The organism is Methanosarcina acetivorans C2A, from assembly GCF_000007345.1.
In the GTDB taxonomy this organism is placed as follows: Archaea; Halobacteriota; Methanosarcinia; order Methanosarcinales; family Methanosarcinaceae; genus Methanosarcina; species Methanosarcina acetivorans.
Genome location: NC_003552.1, coordinates 4,738,749 through 4,756,655, shown reverse-complemented (window position 1 = coordinate 4,756,655; position 17,907 = coordinate 4,738,749). Strand labels below are relative to the sequence as shown.

The following is a 17,907-nucleotide window of genomic DNA, read 5'->3' as shown; positions in this document are numbered from 1 at the left end:
GATCCCTTATACGGAACTCAGGGCGTCCACGCGCTTTTTCAGGGCGCTCACAAAACGGGAATTGTCGTAATAGACCAGGTCTTCGCCACACATGGGGCAGAGAAATTCCGTTTCAGTTGCTTCATCAAAAAGAAGGCGAACACAGCCCTGCGGGCAGACATAAAACACGTTATTTTCCTCAAATTCAAGACGGGTTTTCAGGTTCCTGAGCAGCTTTTTCTTTTCCCTCATGAGCTGATGCTCTACGTCGGAAAAGTCCAGATGCCAGAGATAAGTCAACCATCCGCTGTTTGAATCTCTTTCTCTGCGGCAGATTGCAAATTTGTTTTCGTAAAGTATGAAGAGGGTTCTTCTCACGGTATTTAACAGAACTCCGGTCTTTGCCGCAATTTCTTCATCCGTGACTTCGCCTTCGGGCATCTCTTCTATCATTCTAAGCCCTTCTTCCCCTACAAGGCTAATGAGATATCCTCTAATTACCTTGTCATTCAAATCTACCAAAGTGTTCACCTCGCAAATCCCTTATATGAATTGGGCATACCAGTATTAAAGTTTACATCCTGCCTTTTCTCAAAAAGAGCTCTCTTCTCTGGAAAAAGCTGTACTTTCGCAACTGAACCTTATGCTTCTCCAGCAGGGTTCAGGTTTTTTCTTTCTTCTTTTGTTCGATTTACAATAAAAGTCTTTATTCTCTCTGCCCCTCTTTCAAGAGATCGGACTGCCTCGTCTCTTGTTGAGGCACATGCAAACAGGGAAGTAAGAGGCCAGTCGGGCTCAGTAACAGTTCCCATGGAAGGAATATCAGTGCTTTTTTCCCTGAGAATGACGTCCATGAGTTTTCTGTCTATAAAAAGCTCTCGATCCGAGTAAAGAACTCCTCTTGCAGCAAAATGTTTTGCCTCAGGTTTTTCCGGAAGTTCCCCTCTGAAGCAGCCGATATGGGCTTCGAAAAGATTAATTCCCGTCGCTATTTCTATGGTGTCCAGGCTGCCCTGGAACCTTGGGTTTACTTCCAGCACTACAGGGCCCTTTTCCGTGACCAGGAAATCTACTCCATTTGAGCCAAGAAGCCCGAGTTCGAGTACCAGTTCTTCAGCAAGGGCTTCCATTTCCTCTGCGTGTTCTGTCCTGAAAGGAGTTACGTTTCCGCAGTAGGCAAAAGGCAGCCTTGAGAGCCAGGGTGTCCCAATCAATTGTTCGTTTACAGCAACTGTCAGAGCCTGACTCTTTGTGGAAAGCAAAGAAACGCTTGAAGGAATTCCTTCCAGAAAATCCTGTATTACAAGCTCCTCTGCTGCAAGCCCCGGGTCCAGCCTTGCCAGTTCCTCGAAAGCAGCCAGCAGTTCCTGCCTGTTCCTTGCAACCCTGTTAAATATCCCTCCTCCGCCTGAGGAAGGTTTGAGAATCACAGGGTATTCGACGATATCAAGCTCTTCCGAGGAATAACATTGAGGGTTAGGCATTCCGAGGGCTTCGAGCTTTTTTGCAAGGTGCAGTTTGTTTGAAGCTTCCTTAACCGCGTCGGGACTGCTGGCAAGTACGGGGCAGGGAAAACTGCCCTGGTCCAGCATCTCCATTCCCGATCCAGGGACGATGGCATCAAAGTCAAGCCCGAAGGTGTTCATTTTAGCTATTATCCAGCGAGGATCGAGCTGACGGAGTTCGCTTGAAGTCCTACACTCAAGGAACGCTGATGCGTATGCACATCTCTGCAGGTCAAGATCTCGAAAAGCGTCTATTGAGCAGACTTTGTAGCCTGCCCTGCTTGCGGAGCAGACAATATTTCGCGTATCAAACCCAATTGCAAGGATGTTCTGCATGTTTCTCCATTTTTCATTTTTCCTGTGGTACCTCGGAGTTTGCCAGGGCAAAGACTCCATATTCCGTTTTCAGGACAGGGATCTCACTTCCTGCTTCTGCACTGAAGAATATCGGCTTTTTTATTGTAACGGTTTCATAGGTATCAGGGTCAAGCACAAGAATTGCATTTTCTTCGATTGAAACCAGAACCGTATAAACTGCATCCTTTATATTTGCAATTTTTTCTGCGCCTTTGAGCTCTTCCGGGGTTGAGATAAACCTGGAACCATCTTCAAGGCTGATCCCGTTGACCTTTTTTCCTGAGCTCCTTATCTGGATATTCCTTCCCCTGAATCTTATCACGTCTCCGGGTCTGAACTCCGGAAGGCGCATGGAAAAAGTAATCCTGTAGAGGTTTTTTCCGTCTTTCATGCCGACCAGGGATGGGGATTCGGAGAAACTGCCTCCAAGTTCGGAGATGATTGCCCTGCAGACCTGTCGGCTGGCATTCATGGAACCCATATAAAGGTCGATACCTTCTTTCTGCTCCTGATAGTCACTTATAAACGCCAGTCTGTCCCCTTTTTTCTTCATGCTCTCCATGGCTTCCCTGGCAATGGTAGAGCAGCGCCTCTTTTCTTCTTCCGTAGGGAACCTGCCCGCTGCCCTGATCTGGATGATTGCTTCAAAGTATCCTCCGGACTCGCGGCTGCACATATCGCAGGCTATCCGCTGAACCCTTACTTCTGTCTCAGCCTCGGCATGGACTGGTTCTTCTCTTACGATTGCATCTATTTCGGCTCTCACCCTGTACATGTAAGGCGTAACTTCCTTTGGTTCAAGGTAGAGTTCCACATCTCCGGCTTCGTTGTGGATAAAAAGGGCGTTTTCTACGGCTTTCAGCACCACTTCTTCTATATTGCCTATATCTTCCCAGCGGCTCCTATGGAAGTATGCTCCGCAGCTGGAACAGATTCTTACGTGGAGTACAAGAGGCAGTTCGATTAGTTTGAAGGTTTCAAAGAAACAGTCTCTGCAAACGGAATCAAAAAGTTTATCGCATTCTTTGCCGCATTTCGGGCATGTAATGGAATTCATCTATAATCCTTACTGCTAGTCTTCTTGGAGTAGTAGGTTACCTGATTTAGAAAATAAAGTATCTGCAGGAATAATCAGCAGTTCATCTGTTAAGCTCTCTCATGCTATTTAAGAATAGCTGGATCTGCTGTTTTTACTCATCAGGTAACTGTCTGACATGATATGCCAGTCCGCTATATCAGCAAATCGCTGCATCCAGTTCTCTAAATGCTAAAAAATCCATGGTTTAGAAGCAGATCAAATTGTTTTTTTCCTTATATAAGCATTTGTATAATTTTTCCTTGTGCCGATGTTTTGTTTTAAACTCTGTTTTGTTCAAAGCATCTCACAGGATTTTACCGTTTTTTCCTTTGGCTGTCTTTTCAAACTCCACCATAAACGAAAAATTTGAGATCCCATCTCTAAAATATCTTTTTTAAGATTTACTTTAGTTGTGCCTCCATGCCTCCAGATTACAGGGAATTCTTTAACCTTAAATTCCCGAGCCTGTGCAAGCACCATAAGCTCAGTATCCCAGAACCAGTGTTCATCCTCTACATCATCAATCAGTTCAAACAACGGGGCCTTTTTAAAAGCTTTAAACCCGCATTGATGGTCGTATAACTTTGAGTGCAAGACAGTGTGCACCAGAAAATTAAATCCCTTGCTTGCTATTCCTCTTTTTAGGGGCCTTTTGACATTGCTTTGAGGCATCATTCTTGAGCCTGTCGCAAAGTCATATCCTTCGATTGAGATTGATTCTATCAGCTCTTTCAGGTGGCTCATATCGGTTGCAAGGTCCACGTCAATGTAACAAAGGACGTCGCCTGATGCAGACTTAAAAGCTCTGTTTAAGGCTCGGCCTCTTCCCTGTCGAGAATCCGAGTGAAGGTGACTTATGCAGTTATGTTCCTGAGCAAGTTTCCCTGCGATTCTATCTGTCCCATCAATGCTCCCATCTTCTGCTATAATTATCTCAAAAGAAGAGGTGATATCCCTGAGAGTTTCTGCAGTTTGGTTTACTGTTTTCTCTATTCTTGTTACCTCGTTATAAGCAGGCAATACCAGCGAAACCCTTGTAATGTTAACACCCGAATAATGTTTAAATACTGGTTATTTATTCTTGCTTGAATACTGGTTACTTATTCTATGTTGTACCTCTATGGGCTAACATTTGTCATAATTTCTATCAATATGGATCGCTCCATTCTATTTATATCAATTTATTTTCATTTTCTATTATGTGTTTTTTATGCGTTTACTTTTTATTTTTTATATTAATTCTCCGATTTTTTGAACTAATATCCCTTAATAATTGTGTGAATCGAATGTAAAAATACCCCCTTCTGACCGATTGTTTATCTACTCTTGTCACCAAAACATTGTTGGTGGCACTAATGGTCTTGAAAATCCCAAAAGAATATCTCTCAACTTTTAATCGCCAATTACAGACTCAACTTTACAATGAACTGATGCAGGATTATTCCTTTCCTCGTGCTGTTTGCAGATCTCTGTCTGAGCTCTTCATGTCTTACATTGACCTATATTTCAGCAGTCAGCGCAAAGAAGGCCAGATTATCTTCCATGGAGTTTCCAAAGACGTTCCTCCTGGCGTACCAGTTAATGAGATGAATCTGGTTTCTGTCATTATCACTATCTACGACCCTGAAGACTGCAAAGTTAAGAACCAGCGAGAGCTGCTGGATAAACGGATCATGCGCATAAGTAATGAAGCACACACTCAGGGCGCTTTGCTCACCCAGGCTGACATCGCAATTCTTCTGGGAGAGAGTACAAAGACAATTTCACGACATATAGAAGCGCTGGAAGAGAATGGAGAACTGGTTCCAACCAGAGGAAAATGGAAGGATATAGGTCCCGGAGTAAGCCACAAAAAACGGATTCTGGAGCTATATCTTAAAGGGTACGAATATACTGAGATCGAGAGAAAGACCCAACATAGTGGCGAAGCCATAATGCGTTATGTAAAGGATTTTGCAAGAATACTGGTGCTGACTGAAGAGGGATTCGAAGATGAAGAACTCAGGATCATAACAGGGCTTTCTGAAAAAACAATTCAGGAATACAAAGAGCTGATTGAGACTTATTCTACCGAGGAATATCAGGAACGTTTAGACCAGCTTCATAGCATTTTTGGAAAAAAAGAGATCAGCAGAATGAACACGGAAACAGGTCCAAAAAACAGTTCGGGGAGATGGAGAAGATGAAAGTACCTTCAATGATTGAAACAAAGGTAACAAGCTCCCTGAAAGGTTCAGTTCTGGATCTGATACAAAATGATTACCAGTTTATTGCAGGTGACAAAATTCAGGAAATGTTTGCCAATGATCTCGTGGAAGTGGTGAGGAAATCTTATAGAGAGCCATGGAAACTGGAAGTTGGACAGATTTTGTGGTATGGAGCAAAGGCTTCAGAGAAGCCGAATTATGGTAAAAACAGTAAGAAAACACCATTAACACCAATTGTTTTGACCTTGATTTCCAAAGATGACCTGGAGATGAAGAAGGAAGGGTATTCAGATAGAGAAATAATGGAAACAAAAGTGGTTAGGATATTTAAAGAGGCATATGAACAGGAAGCACTGCTAACACATTCTGATATGGCATATCTGCTAAATGTTTCCACGGGTACGGTAAGCAAACAGGCAAAGGAGTATATGCAAAGAACAGGCGAGATATTGCCAACAAGAGGAATCATACATGATATTGGTAGAGCAGTCACTCACAAGAGGATTATACTAAACTTGTACATAAAAGGATATCAAACACCGGATATTGCAAGAATGACAAATCACACGCAGGAAGCGTGTGATAGGTACATTAAAGCATACAAGAAGGTAGAAAAGCTTAGCAAAAAGATGAAAAGTGAGGAAATTGCACAAATTCTGGGAATGGGAAAATCCCTAGTAGAAGAATACATAAGAATTTTAAATGAGGAGGAATGAGTGATGGGCGAAACAAACTACGGCAAGTGTGAGTGCCTATCGGTCAAATGGGGGTTTAGAAAAATAATAATATGGTTGAAATATGAAAAATAAAACTGGAAATCTACGCGGGTGAATGAATAAAGACTCCAGAATCTATACGGATAACAAGAACTAATAATCATACGAATTTTCAGGTCAAACTTACATACTAAAAAGTCAAAGTAAGAAGTCTACCCATCTGGAAGTGAATCCTTAAAGAATTACCTGCGGTTTTTACTGAAGTCTAACATTTATTTAAAAAGAGAATAAGTACCGTGTCAGATAGACACGGTGCTTCAGGTTTAAAATCACATCGTATTTATTTTATTTAGGCGGCCAGTTCTTTTCCATCCATCCCGGGATACGGCCTGAGTCCATTGGGCCTACTTTGACATTTGCACCGAGCTTGTCCTCAAGGTCACCCTGGAGGCGAGCTGCCAGTCCCGGAGTAACTACAGTGTTGTGGTTTACGGCTGTCTTGAGGTCAAAGCCTGCCTTGTCAAATGCATCCTTTACCTTGTCAGCGGTCAGCTGTCCACCTGCAACTGCTGCTTCCACACCTATCCCGTCGGTGTCAACTGCAAGTAACCAGCAGTCAATGCCGTTGGACGAGATATCGCTCTCCACAGTGTAGTATGTGAGTGCGAAGTTTGTTGTAAAGAGCACCGGGGAGTCTGCTGTCGGGCTTCCGACCTTGTACATGCCTCCGTCCACGGAGACAGGTGTCCTCGGGTCAGTGTAGATTGTCTCTGCCAGGTGTACCTCAGGCAGGGTTGCATATGGCTCCAGACTGTGGAGAATCATTATGTCTCCGTACCTGATCGTAAACACCGAAGCCATCACGGTTTCCCAGTATGATGCACTAACAGGGTCTGCAATTCCAGCCATCCATGCAGTGAACGGGAGAGCCATTATCGGGTATGCGATCTCGGTATCTCCCATAATTCCCGCTCTCCTTATCTTCAGGAAGTTGGTGAATGTATCCTTCAGGCCCTTTCCTGTCGGGTAGGTTCCGGGGTCAAGCACAATGTCCTTAATTCCTGCCTCTGCATATGTCTTTGCAAGGGTCTTGAGGGCATCAAGGTCATTGAAAGCTGACACAACCACAGGGACCTTGTACTCAATTGCGAGTTCTCCTACTTCCTTCCAGTTGTCCTTGTTTGCGGCATAGAGCAGCGGTTTCAGGTCCTTTGCTGCTTCCAGTCCTGCCTTCAGGACCGCAGGGTTGAAAGAACAGAAGATCATGGGCAAGCCTGCTTCAGCTACCTTCTTTACAGCCGCTGCAAACTTTGCCGGATCATTGGAAACAGCTCTGATAGCCACCCCATCGAGGAGCAGGTTTCGGCCTACATAGAACTTTCTGAAGTTAGCGATGCTGTTAACTCTCTCAACAAGGGCAGCTTCATCCATATTGTCTGCCACATCGAAGAACATCTTCGTCTTATTAAAGAATGTGAGTTTGTGGCGGTACAGGACATCGTCCCCACCAATATTGACTGCCTTCTCTCCTACTCCTATGGTTACCTGGCGAATTTCCGGTGCAAGGAGCCTGTCGAGTTCTGCAAGTTTCTTTGCAAATTTCTTCTCCTTAATAAGGGGTGGACAGTCTGATGTCTTTCCTGATCTGTCTATCAGCTTGGAGGCAAAAGCCATACATGTAGCTTCACCACACTCTCCACAGTTTGTCTGGGGCAAGTACTTGTAAGCTTCTAATGGGCTGTTTATTTTCATGTTTTACACCTCCGCTCCGATCCAGTTAGCGACATCAACCTGCTCTGTGTCGATCATACCGAATAGGGTCTGGGTTATCTGTTTCAGGACAGCAACCGATGTTGGGTGCATCATCATGAAGAGATCGTTTCCTGCAATTGCAAGTGACAGTCCTGTAACGATTTCCCATATCGGACCTCTGTACTCTCTCGGGCCCCAGTCGGAGTCTTCCTTTAGTGGGGAGCTGACCATCCATGACTCACGGGCACCCCATGCGTTTGTGGTCCCTGAAGACATCGGGAATGTCAGTTCGTCGTCACCCATTAGGGCTGCAAGTCTGATACGCTCCATGTTGGTGTAAGCGTAGTCGAGACCATATCCGAGGGCTGCAGTGGTCGGGTCCATGATGATTCTGTCTCTTGGGACGTTGCACTGCTTCATGAGTTTCCTGTTTAGTTCCTTCTGGGCGTTCATGTCCAGCTGTGTCCAGGAAAGCACATCGTGATCGTATTTTAGTGCTGCTTCTGCTATTGCTGCATAGTCCAGGTTCAGGCTGGCCGATGCAAGCAGGCAGCGCTCTCCTTCCGAAACTTCTGCTGCTCTTGCCAGTACTTCTGGGTCCTTCTGTGGGTTCCCTGATCCGCCGATGGCAATTGGCACATCAACAGCCTGGAGCACTTCTTCTACTGTCTTGGCTGCTTCCTTTGCAGGAGTGTCTTTGATAAGCGGGTCTGTTGAAATCAGGTGTATGGTGATCATGTCAGCGTTGAATTTCTCAACGTTCTTCTTTGCCCATTCTCCCGGGCTGTCCATGACTTCATCATAGTTCTCCTTGACAGCTTTTGCAAGCCCTATCCTCATGTCGAACACGTCAATAGTGACCTGGTTCCTGTTCGGCATTGGTGCGTCAAAGTAGAACGGAAGGGCTTTCTCTCCACCCAACATCACTCTCTTTCCACGGCTTCCGCCGTCTGCCGAGGTGTTGCCTATAGGCACTTCCTGGATCTCGGTTGCCCACTCAGCGATGTTAGCAACATCGAACTTTGCAGGGATTAGATCCTTCAGTTTCGGGGCTGCCAGAGCAGGGGAAACCGCCGGAGCTGCTGGTGCGCCAATTCCCACAGGGTATCCGAACATGCCTGCAAGTCTTGCGAAGTGCTGGGCAAGTATTGCGCTCTCCTGCCCAAGAGCTGCGGCAAGCATCGGGTCAAAGCCGCCTCCGAGTCCACCGAGATCTATCTCAATGTCCCCTTCAATAGTCACACCTTCGAGGGCTTCTACATCCATCCCCGCGAACATGTTTGTTATATCAGATAACTTCATTTTCTTTGCCATGTAAACCTCACCGTTTCCGTAATTTGTCCGTTTTTACGAGTGACTGTATAATAAAGGATGTAATACAGGATTTGTTTCCACTTTTTCCCTTTATAAACAGGGATCGGGGCAGGAATTTCCCTGTCCCGTTACTCTTATTACTTTAAATGCCGTTTCAAGCTCTTAAACTGGCCCTGGTCTCCTCACATTTGATTCAGGTATGGTTCAGCATCATCCACAGGTTCAAACTTATGGGCTCAGTACCCCAGTTTTTGTACTATTTTTTCGATTTCCATTGCAGCAACCGAATCATCCGTTATTTCATAGAGAGGTATTCCCTTTATGTCCATTTCCTCAATTTTTGGATCTAATGGTATCATACCTATCAGGCTTAGTTTCAACTCCTCTGCCAGTTTAGTGAGCTCTTCGCGGTTAGCATCTGTAACTTTGTTTGCAATAACGTGAATTCTTCCCACATTTGAATCCAGTTCACTCACCAGTTCCCTTATCCTTTCAGCAGTCCGAAATCCCCTTCGTGAAGCGTCAGTTACTACAATAAGGTCATCTATGTCCCGGATAATCTTTCGGCTGAAATGCTCAAGCCCTGCTTCCGCGTCAATTACAACCACCTCATAATTCGTGATCAGTTTGTCCATTATTCCGCGTAGCAGGTTGTTTACATAGCAATAGCATCCTGAGCCTTCCGGCCTTCCCATTACAAGGAGGTCGTATCCCGGCATCTCTTCAATTATCTCATAGACCTTGCTTTTAAGTATTGACTCTTTGTTCATATCGGGGTTATCAGGTCTCGGTTTTGTAATCTCGGCCTGTAGAAACTCTTTTGCATCCCCGATTGTTTTTACATTCTCACATCCCAGGGTTTCAGGAAGGTTAGTATCTGCATCCGCATCAACTGCCAGTAGAAACTTCCCTTTTTTGGAAAGGTAGCGGATCAGAAGAGCCGCTACCGCTGTTTTACCAGTCCCACCTTTTCCCGTTATTGCAATTACTTTGGTCACAGCATACCCCTTTTTATTGTTTTTCGGTTTTAGGCAATTGCCTGTCGTCACTCAGTTATTTCTTTTCCTTCTTCTCGCTGATGATCATCTTGTCAATGGTGATCTTTGCGTTCTTGAAGGTCAGCTTAATTCCGCCGCTTGAACCGCCTGACATCATTGGCATTGCAGGCATCTGGAAGCCGGCTGCTGGCATCATCATTGGAGCTGCTGCAACTGCTACTTCCTCTTCTTCTTCCTCTTCTTCCTCTTCTTCCTCCTCAGCTGCTGCCCAGGTAGCAACTACCGGATGTCCCTTCTCCTGGAGGAAAGCCTTCAGAGATTCAATGTCAGTGGCATCGTTTTCGGTTGCGATCTTGTCTTTGAGGTCTTCAGGAATGGTTTCGGCAATCTTGTCCTTCAGCATCGAGGGGAGCCAGACAACTCTGTTCCAGCCGCCATCGGCCTGGATGAACTTCGGGGAGTAGAAATAGTTTATACCGATACCCAGGAACCCTACGATCTGCTTACCGCCACCGGTCTGGCCGGCCATTGTTGAGAATCCGATCCCGTTAGGTGCCATTCCCTGGTATTCCCTGTTAACCCAGCCTATACCGTCTACTTCAGGGATATAGAATCCGACTACTTCGAAGCATCCACAGGAGGTGTGAGGGGCATCGAAGAAGGAGTGGAGTTTGATCTTGTCGAATTCTCCGGCTGAGAGTTTCTTTGCAATATCGTTGACCCCGGTGTATTCACCCTTCTCGGCATCAATCAGGTCACCCTTGGTGATTTCAAACTGTGGGCCTTCGGGGTCTACTTTTGCTGCTGCTCGGCCGTCGAACCAGTTGATTGCACCACAGAGGGAGACCCTGTCAGGGGAGACAACACAAACGTTGGTCGGGGCAAAGGACTGGCAGAGGGTACATCCGTAGAAGACGTCCACATCTTCATCATGGAGGTCCTTTGTCCTCTCGTCTCTTGCCTTGAAGATCGCCTTTGCTTCTTCAAGCTGCTTTTCAACTTCAGCCTGTTCGGTGTAGAATGTCACCTGCATCTTCTCGATGAAGGGCAGTTCTGTCTTGAAGAGCATCATGACGGCCTGTCCGAAGGGCTCAAACGAGTCCATCTTTGCAGCGGTGTCCTTGGACACTCTCATCCAGACATCGTACCTCTGGTTGAGGTGCATAATGCCCTGGCAGTAGTTGATGAAGTCGTGGACACGCCTTTCGACTACAGACTCAAGGTCAGGCTCTACAAGTTCTCCACCTATGTTAAAGATCATTGCCCAGGGGTAGGTCTTTCCCTCTTCCATTTCTTTGAGGTCAGGACCGACGATTGTTACTTTATCGTCTTCAATCTCATCCATAGGCTTTGCACGGACAAGTTCGAGACCGAGGGATTTCGGGCCCCCAAGTTCGACGAACATTCCTTCTTTCCTTACTCTTTCTCCTTCAAACATTGGGGAAATCTCAAATGGGAATTCTGCCATTATATTTCGCCTCCTAAATCAAAATCATAATGCATCAATAAGCTCATCCAGGGCAGCATAGTGGTCTGCTTTGCTCAGGTTTCCGAAAGACATCGTTGCGTTCTGGATGTAGTTTCTTTCAATTGCAATTGCTTTTACGGTGCTGAAGTTCTTTGTTCCGGACAGTACCTGGTTGATGTAGTACTTTATGTGTCCCAGGACGATGAGGGTGTCATATGTTCCGTTGCCATCAAGGCCGGGCCAGTTCGGGTCTGTTACGTAAAAGCCGAGCTGGTGCAGGTTGATGTACTTTGCATCCACATCCTTTCCCACAAAGCCTGGCATAGAACTTCCTGTCGCTGCAATCGGGATATTTGCCTTCTGTGCAATCTTTACCGCCCTGTCCAGGAGTTCAGGATCAAGAACTTTGGTCCCTACCACAAGAAGTGGTCTCTTTGCCTTTGAAATCAGCTTGGCTGCGATCTCTGGGGTAGTTGTCTTGGAAGTTGTCACTCCGTAGCTGGTAAAGAGTTTTGTGTTCTTGGTAGTGTCTACCATTTTCAGGCCTCCTTGCAAAGTCTCTTGAGGTTAGTTGGCTGTGCGGAGACATCGAATTTGATCTTCGGACCGGAGATGATCTTCTTCCTCTTCCAGTCAATTTCCCAGCCATGCTCTGCCTCGAGCCTCTTGAGGAGCTCTTCACGCTTGGCAAGTGGGAGGTCAGCTTCATTCCTGACGAACTTCCACCAGTCTTCGGGCTCTACACCGAGGTACTTCTTGGAAAGCTCCATCCAGTGGGTCAGCTTTATGGACCTGCCCATGTTGTTATCGGATGGGCGAATACAGGCTTTTGCCATCATCGGGATTGCTTCCTGCCAGGTCTCTGCAGTGGTCAGGAGGAATTCAGGTGCTGGTGGGATGGTCATCTCTGAGCCGTCTCTGCCGTCGTAGACTTTCCACTTGGACTCATCATAGTTCTTGGCAATCAGGGCTCTCCTGTACTTGGAGCTGTGAGGGCCGAGAACTGCAGGGATACCATATATATTACATCCGGTACCGATTGAAGCTGCCTTCTGGGAGTATGCACCCCAGGCAAGTCCGCATGCACCTACACGGTTGAGAGTGTAGTCTGCAATTTCTGCCAGGTTTCCTGCAAGGGTTCTCTGGGCAAAGATTCCGGCAACTTTCTCTGCGGCTCCACTGATGTGTGCATTGGACACACAGGAACCGGTGTTAAGCAGCCCTCCACCTGCGAATGTACCAGGGTACTTTTCATAAAGGGTCTTGCCGTCCTCATCTTTGAACATACCGATGTCCATTGCGGAACAGCCGCTTACTGCGAGGAGGTAGTTTCTCTTCAGGAACTCTTCGGCAATGAGATAGACATCTTTGGTACCTGCCGGATAGTTCGGGCATCCGATAATTGCGATGATACCTGGGGTAGTTCCCATAACGAGGTTCAGGCCTTCTTTCCTGATTTCTGCATCACTTGCCTGTCCTCTGCCTGATCTGACCCATCCTTTCTCTTCGCTGATGGATTTCTGTGCAGCCTTCTCAAGCACATTCAGGATTGGAATTTCCTTCTTACAGACCTGCTCGCAGCGGCGGCAGCCGATACATACATCGTGAAGGGCTTCAAGATACTCGTAGCTTCCCTTAGCTGCATATTCCAGGGCTTCCGGGATATCGAGTTCTTCCGGACATGCCAGCATGCATTCTCCACACTTGACACACTTGTCGATGTATACCTTGAATTCCTCGTCAGTCGGGATTGCTGTAATACCTTCCGCATCACGGATTGGAGCCATTACTTCGGCAATCTTCGGGATGAGTTCTCCGAGTTTATCATAATCCAGCATCACACAACCCGGAATTGCTCCTGACTTGATCTCTTCAACTATCGAGTCTACATCAGCATCCGTACGGTCCGGCAGGCCCATCATGATCTTTTCGTTTGATGCGATCACAGGGATCTTGAGCTTCTGGGATTCTGAAAGGACATCACCGCGGACGCACTGTTCGTCCACAACAATGACATCAGGCATTCCGGAGCGGATAACCTTCAGTTCTTTTGCTAGAGACCCTACGATCTTTGCGTACGGAGCTCTCCTGTCGGCTTCCTTGTACCTGGTCATGTCGAATGCGGTACAGCAAAGTCCAGCGATTTCCATCTTGTCGGTCAGATTATTTTCTTCCATGTAGTCCATGATGTATGTTACACCGGCTACGTTGTGCCCGATTGCAACAATGAGTGGTTTGGACTTGTCAATGGATCCCATACCGATTTCAATAAGCGGGGCTTCGGGGTCAGCTTTCGGGAAGTCATATGCTGAGACCTGAGCGATATCGGAGACTTCCATCCCAACGTGGTCAAGGCTGCCGCTGAAAAGGGCTTTTGAATCATAGTCAATTTCTGCGCTTTCCTGACCTGCGTGGATGGTTGCAAGGAGCTGGGTGAGCTGTTCTTCGACATACTCCATCGGGGCTCTGCATTCTCCGAGGGTCTTTGGGCTCAGTCCTGTGCAGATTGTGACGTTCGGGGTCAGGACGTTTGATTCCCCAAGGTTAAGGGGGAGATCTTCACCAAAGACTTCAATTACATGGTCAAGCAGGTGGCGACCGTGGGCAGCGTGGCAGGCTGTACCTGTAATTACACGAAGGAAAAATTCTCTCCCGGTTTGTCCGGCCATGTCAATACCACATGCCCCTCTTTTGTTTCCGGAGAGGTCACATGGTCCATAGGTACAGTAACAGCACTGGTCACACATAGGGGTCAGGACAGGTTCGTAGCGGTCAAGAAGAAGCAAGTTCCAGCTTCTGTAGGATGCCAGACCTGCCATAGCAGTGGGGCCCATCGGGCCTAACTCTTTTGCTTTTTCTTCAGCAGCCTCCTTTGCTGCCCCTACAATATTATTAATAGTGATCTGAACGGATTCCAGATCTTCTATAGAAAAACTCCCGGTAGTTAGTTTGCTCATTTGAGCTTTACCTCCTAAATTTGTTTAAAGTCGACTTCGCCATGGCGGCTGCTATTTATGCGGCATATTCTTAATGATTATACATTATATACCTTACCGTCCGCCTTAAAGTTACAACCGTTTAAATGGCATTTTCTGGCAAAACGTTTTTAGCTCTCGATTTGAACCTCAAACGTCATACCAACATTTTTTCAAATAAAGCCGTTTTTATAGGGAATATTTCCTTCCAAAAGTCGTTTTTAGGGCTTAATATCTCTTCTAAATTCTTTTTTACGCCCTATATCTTAAAAAAACCGTTTTTGCCAACGATTGAGACCTTAATCTTGAGCAGAGGTCGCTACCGATGGATAATAAACACTAATTAAAAGTCTAAATGTACCAAATCTATATAACATTTTCTAATTTGTAACACCCTATTTCGTGATGGGTAAAGTGGAATGTAGAGGCACACTATTCGTAAAAAAAATCTCGAAGATCAATTTCGTGAAAAATAGTCTATAGGCTTTATGTTGCCGTTTTTTTGATTTGACCTTCTTCAGCCTCTATATTTTTTTTCGTCGATTTTAATATTTGTTATTTATTATTTCTTTTTTTCATATTAAAAACAAATAATTATATAGATTTTTCCTACTCAAAGCTCAAATCTGGCACAAATAAAATTCCAGTAATCCCATACCAGATTTTATTATATTATTCATTATTATTTTTAAGTTTATTATACTTCTTTTTCTAATGAAAATATCAAAACTTATTTATATCGGTACGTTCCCAAGCTCAATTTACACAGTAAACGCTGTAAACCGTTTTCATGATTTTTTTCAGGAGAAGAAGAAATATGATTTTCCCTCTTGAATATTATTCGATAAATTCTTTGATTTGAATAATATCCATCACAATTTAAACAGAGTTTCAATTTTGATTTTGACCCCAGGTACTATTAATATATATCCTATATCATAGATATTATGGAATTCTGCCATGAAATTGAACGGATTAAGATTCAGGATTGCCTGTTTCCAGAGTTGGGGTTTTAGTTAGTAAGGTTTGCTGGGAGTTGTATTTGATCCCTCTGTTGATCAGAGTTTTCAATACAATATTTGAAAAAAGTTTCCAAACATAAGAACTTCGAAATTTATGACCGAGCTTTTGGGCCTGGTCAAAGGTTGAACTTTTCTGGCGTCAGCCTTTTCAGAGAATGGGCCCTGTTATGTACCAATTTATGTGCCTGTTATTTGTTCCTGACCTTATGTTTGGACAAGCTTCTTGTGTTTGGACAGCATCTTGCGTTTGAATAATATTCCCTGGTTCATTTTGAGATATTCTGAGTAGCCTCTTATTAACCCGCCTTATTATTCAGGTGATTTTATTCATAAATTTTATACTGGATTAAAATTGAGAGTAATTGGAACATGTTTGATAATGATATACCATATGAGTCACCATATGAGTCTCGAGGTGGAATGACCGGCAGAATCAAAAGTTCAGTCTCTACAAGCCCGTCGATGGCAATTATTTTCCTGTGCGTAATTTCTTTCTTTCTGGAAATGCTTCCGGGTATAGGTCCTCTCTATATCAGTGCTTTTCAGTTTGATCCCGGCTCTCTTCTGGCAAGGCCGTGGACGCTTGTTACATATATTTTCCTGCACACCGGATTGTGGCACCTTTTTTTCAATATGCTTGTCCTGTACTTCTTCGGGACTGCCCTTGAGAGAAGGGTGGGAAATAAACAGCTCCTGGGGATCTTTTTTACTGCAGGAGTTTTATCTGCAATAGGATATGCCTTCTTAAGCCGACCCATTTTCAATATCTACCCCGGACCTATGGTTGGGGCGAGCGGGGCTATTTACGGGGTTTTTGCCGCCCTTACTGTCCTGGAGCCGAACATAAAGGTGTATGTTTATTTTGTCCCCATGCGTTTAAAACACGCCCTCTTGCTGTTTGCTGTCTTTGATTTTCTGATGGTTAATTCGTCGGACATGATAGCCCATACCGCTCACCTGAGCGGGCTCTTCGTAGGGCTCTACATGGGTTTCCGCATGAAAAAAATCCATGAAAAATATATGAGATCGAGGTACGATGGCAGGTGGTGAGGCTGGAAGGAGCGATTTTTTCTCAGGATAGGTATTATTATCTACGTCCCACCCCCGGGGAAAAAGTCCCGATCCAGATTTTAAATTTCAGGCGGGTCTTTGCAGCCTGGTCTCACAAGCTGAAAAACACTCTCTATTTTGAAAAAGCTCCCGAAGAGCTTGAAGAGGAAGGTCTGAAGAGGGTAAGGGAAATTGTCCTTCTGCAGGTCTATGACTGGTTTGCGGGGAGAGAAGGGCTAGTGGAGCTTACGGAGCCGGAGTTTGAACAGTTTATGGAGGTCTATGAAGCTTTTCTCCGGCAGTCAGGAGAAATCCAGTATAGCAGGCAGAAGAAGGGACGAAAAAATGAAAATTTCTTTGAACTTCAGGAATCTCTTTGTATCATTCGAGAAGTTCGAAAAGGCCTTTTTTCCGATAAATTATAATTCTATAAAATATATCTCGTGTGTTATAGTTACATCGTTTAATTTTGAGGGGTTCTAATTCATATCTCACGACTTCCCTTTTCCAGAACATATCAGATTTTCAATCCAGTCTCTCGGAGAAGCAGAATTGGAACCTTTTATTGTCAAAGTATGCAAATGTTTTACTACAGAAAAGCAAATATTTAGATATCATCAGATTATTACCCGAACTGTTGGGCATCAGACTTCAGACATTAAATACCTGGCTGTAAATTTATGCCTATGAACACCAGAACTACGAAGGTTAAAGCAAAATCTCAGTACCGATAGATATAGAGGGAGAAGGGATTGCTGAAACTCTATTGCCCTCAAGGATAAATTCTCCCCGAGAATCGGGAGCAATAAAAATAAAAAGATGCAGGTAAAAGATGCAGGTCGAGTAAAAAACTGTAAGGATCATAGAGGACATTGATAATGAAGCCTGTAAAAAGCGGACTTGATTCCATTTCTAGATACCTCCGTACCAAGAAAGAGGTCGGCAGGAGGAAAATAGGACTTCTGGTGGATGGACCGAATATCCTCCGAAAAGAGTTTGACGTAAATCTTGAGGAAATAAGGGACGTTCTGAAGGACTACGGGAATATCAAGATCGGACGCGTTTTCCTGAACCAGTATGCCTCTGACAAGCTTGTCGAGGCTATTGAAAACCATGGCCTTGAGCCTATCATCTGTTCCAGTGATGTGGATGTGCGCCTCGCGGTTGAGGGCATGGAACTGGTCTACAACCCCAACATAGATACTCTTGCAATTGTGACCCGAGATGCGGATTTCAAGCCGCTCCTGAATAAAGCAAACGAACACGGGAAAGAGACCATTATTTTCGGGGTTGAGCCCGGATTTTCCACCGCGCTCAAGAATTCTGCGGATTATGTTATTCTCATGGACAAAAACCACATGAGCGGTTATGATGACGAGGCCGATGAGGAAAAACTTGACGCCTCGGAGTTCGAAGAATATCCGGAAGACGAACACGAAGAATCTGCGGAAAAGATCTGATTTCTCTCTAAAGATCGTTTTTCTCC

15 protein-coding genes are annotated in these 17,907 nt (G+C 45.1%); 5 read left to right on the top strand and 10 right to left on the bottom strand.

All coding sequences use genetic code 11. The annotated features are described in order from the left end of the window. Window positions 1-6: 6 nt before the first annotated feature. The 4 genes from MA_RS20190 to MA_RS20175 form a co-directional block, all read right to left on the bottom strand. Window positions 7-501, bottom strand: a complete 495-nt coding sequence (locus MA_RS20190) for a transcription factor (RefSeq protein WP_048066543.1) — start codon at window positions 499-501, stop codon at window positions 7-9. A gap of 119 nt (window positions 502-620) precedes the next feature. Further along, complete coding sequence (locus MA_RS20185; RefSeq protein WP_011023766.1) at window positions 621-1,880, bottom strand: ATP-grasp domain-containing protein; 1,260 nt, start codon at window positions 1,878-1,880, stop codon at window positions 621-623. After that, entirely contained in the window at window positions 1,834-2,898 is a 1,065-nt protein-coding gene (locus MA_RS20180) for a 60S ribosomal export protein NMD3 (protein WP_011023765.1), read from the bottom strand. The genes MA_RS20185 and MA_RS20180 overlap by 47 nt, the downstream gene beginning before the upstream one ends. A 315-nt stretch (window positions 2,899-3,213) precedes the next feature. Continuing rightward, window positions 3,214-3,939 (bottom strand): dolichyl-phosphate beta-glucosyltransferase, encoded by a 726-nt coding sequence (locus tag MA_RS20175; protein ID WP_226990668.1) that lies wholly within the window; start codon window positions 3,937-3,939, stop codon window positions 3,214-3,216. 335 nt (window positions 3,940-4,274) lie between these two features. Here MA_RS20175 and MA_RS20170 point away from each other — a divergent pair, with 335 nt between their 5' ends. Beyond that, window positions 4,275-5,105, top strand: a complete 831-nt coding sequence (locus MA_RS20170) for a DUF1670 domain-containing protein (RefSeq protein ID WP_052279092.1) — start codon at window positions 4,275-4,277, stop codon at window positions 5,103-5,105. Next, the gene (locus MA_RS20165) at window positions 5,093-5,842 is read left to right on the top strand and encodes a DUF1670 domain-containing protein (protein ID WP_011023763.1); all 750 of its coding nucleotides are present in this window, start codon (window positions 5,093-5,095) and stop codon (window positions 5,840-5,842) included. The genes MA_RS20170 and MA_RS20165 overlap by 13 nt, the downstream gene beginning before the upstream one ends. A gap of 345 nt (window positions 5,843-6,187) precedes the next feature. On the opposite strand, the gene acsC is transcribed toward MA_RS20165, so the two are convergent. The 6 genes from acsC to cdhA form a co-directional block, all read right to left on the bottom strand. Continuing rightward, window positions 6,188-7,594 (bottom strand): acetyl-CoA decarbonylase/synthase complex subunit gamma, encoded by a 1,407-nt coding sequence (acsC, locus tag MA_RS20160; RefSeq protein ID WP_011021046.1) that lies wholly within the window; start codon window positions 7,592-7,594, stop codon window positions 6,188-6,190. Window positions 7,595-7,597: 3 nt separating this feature from the next. After that, window positions 7,598-8,908, bottom strand: a complete 1,311-nt coding sequence (gene cdhD, locus MA_RS20155; protein WP_011023762.1) for a CO dehydrogenase/acetyl-CoA synthase subunit delta — start codon at window positions 8,906-8,908, stop codon at window positions 7,598-7,600. A gap of 236 nt (window positions 8,909-9,144) precedes the next feature. After that, on the bottom strand, window positions 9,145-9,906 hold the full coding sequence (locus MA_RS20150) for a carbon monoxide dehydrogenase accessory protein CooC (protein ID WP_011023761.1): 762 nt from the start codon (window positions 9,904-9,906) through the stop codon (window positions 9,145-9,147). A 55-nt stretch (window positions 9,907-9,961) separates the two neighbouring features. Further along, entirely contained in the window at window positions 9,962-11,374 is a 1,413-nt protein-coding gene (gene cdhC / locus MA_RS20145; RefSeq protein WP_011023760.1) for a CO dehydrogenase/CO-methylating acetyl-CoA synthase complex subunit beta, read from the bottom strand. A 24-nt stretch (window positions 11,375-11,398) separates the two neighbouring features. Then, window positions 11,399-11,911 (bottom strand): CO dehydrogenase/acetyl-CoA synthase complex subunit epsilon, encoded by a 513-nt coding sequence (gene cdhB, locus MA_RS20140; RefSeq protein WP_011023759.1) that lies wholly within the window; start codon window positions 11,909-11,911, stop codon window positions 11,399-11,401. 2 nt (window positions 11,912-11,913) lie between these two features. Next, a complete protein-coding gene (gene cdhA, locus MA_RS20135; protein ID WP_011023758.1) occupies window positions 11,914-14,331 on the bottom strand; it encodes a CO dehydrogenase/acetyl-CoA synthase complex subunit alpha in 2,418 nt (805 codons plus the stop codon). Between the two features lie 1,460 nt (window positions 14,332-15,791). Between cdhA and MA_RS20130 the strand changes: the two genes are divergently transcribed. The 3 genes from MA_RS20130 to MA_RS20120 all read left to right on the top strand — a co-directional run bounded on the left by MA_RS20130 (window position 15,792) and on the right by MA_RS20120 (window position 17,881). Further along, window positions 15,792-16,421 (top strand): rhomboid family intramembrane serine protease, encoded by a 630-nt coding sequence (locus MA_RS20130; RefSeq protein WP_226990667.1) that lies wholly within the window; start codon window positions 15,792-15,794, stop codon window positions 16,419-16,421. Next, window positions 16,415-16,846: a hypothetical protein gene (locus tag MA_RS20125; RefSeq protein ID WP_011023756.1), complete on the top strand. Its 432-nt coding sequence runs from the start codon at window positions 16,415-16,417 to the stop codon at window positions 16,844-16,846. Before MA_RS20130 ends, MA_RS20125 begins: the two co-directional genes overlap by 7 nt. A gap of 453 nt (window positions 16,847-17,299) precedes the next feature. Then, window positions 17,300-17,881 (top strand): TIGR00288 family NYN domain-containing protein, encoded by a 582-nt coding sequence (locus MA_RS20120; protein ID WP_048065830.1) that lies wholly within the window; start codon window positions 17,300-17,302, stop codon window positions 17,879-17,881. Window positions 17,882-17,907: the final 26 nt, after the last annotated feature.

Excerpts from the sequence above, each read along its gene's own strand:
- MA_RS20185 (WP_011023766.1), bottom strand. The coding sequence starts at position 1,880 with ATGGAGTCTTTGCCCTGGCAAACTCCGAGGTACCACAGGAAAAATGAA.
- MA_RS20165 (WP_011023763.1), top strand. The coding sequence starts at position 5,093 with ATGGAGAAGATGAAAGTACCTTCAATGATTGAAACAAAGGTAACAAGC.
- cdhB (WP_011023759.1), bottom strand. The coding sequence starts at position 11,911 with ATGGTAGACACTACCAAGAACACAAAACTCTTTACCAGCTACGGAGTG.
- cdhA (WP_011023758.1), bottom strand. The coding sequence starts at position 14,331 with ATGAGCAAACTAACTACCGGGAGTTTTTCTATAGAAGATCTGGAATCC.
- cdhD (WP_011023762.1), bottom strand. The coding sequence starts at position 8,908 with ATGGCAAAGAAAATGAAGTTATCTGATATAACAAACATGTTCGCGGGG.
- MA_RS20130 (WP_226990667.1), top strand. The coding sequence starts at position 15,792 with ATGACCGGCAGAATCAAAAGTTCAGTCTCTACAAGCCCGTCGATGGCA.
- acsC (WP_011021046.1), bottom strand. The coding sequence starts at position 7,594 with ATGAAAATAAACAGCCCATTAGAAGCTTACAAGTACTTGCCCCAGACA.
- cdhC (WP_011023760.1), bottom strand. The coding sequence starts at position 11,374 with ATGGCAGAATTCCCATTTGAGATTTCCCCAATGTTTGAAGGAGAAAGA.
- MA_RS20180 (WP_011023765.1), bottom strand. The coding sequence starts at position 2,898 with ATGAATTCCATTACATGCCCGAAATGCGGCAAAGAATGCGATAAACTT.
- MA_RS20120 (WP_048065830.1), top strand. The coding sequence starts at position 17,300 with ATGAAGCCTGTAAAAAGCGGACTTGATTCCATTTCTAGATACCTCCGT.
- MA_RS20170 (WP_052279092.1), top strand. The coding sequence starts at position 4,275 with ATGGTCTTGAAAATCCCAAAAGAATATCTCTCAACTTTTAATCGCCAA.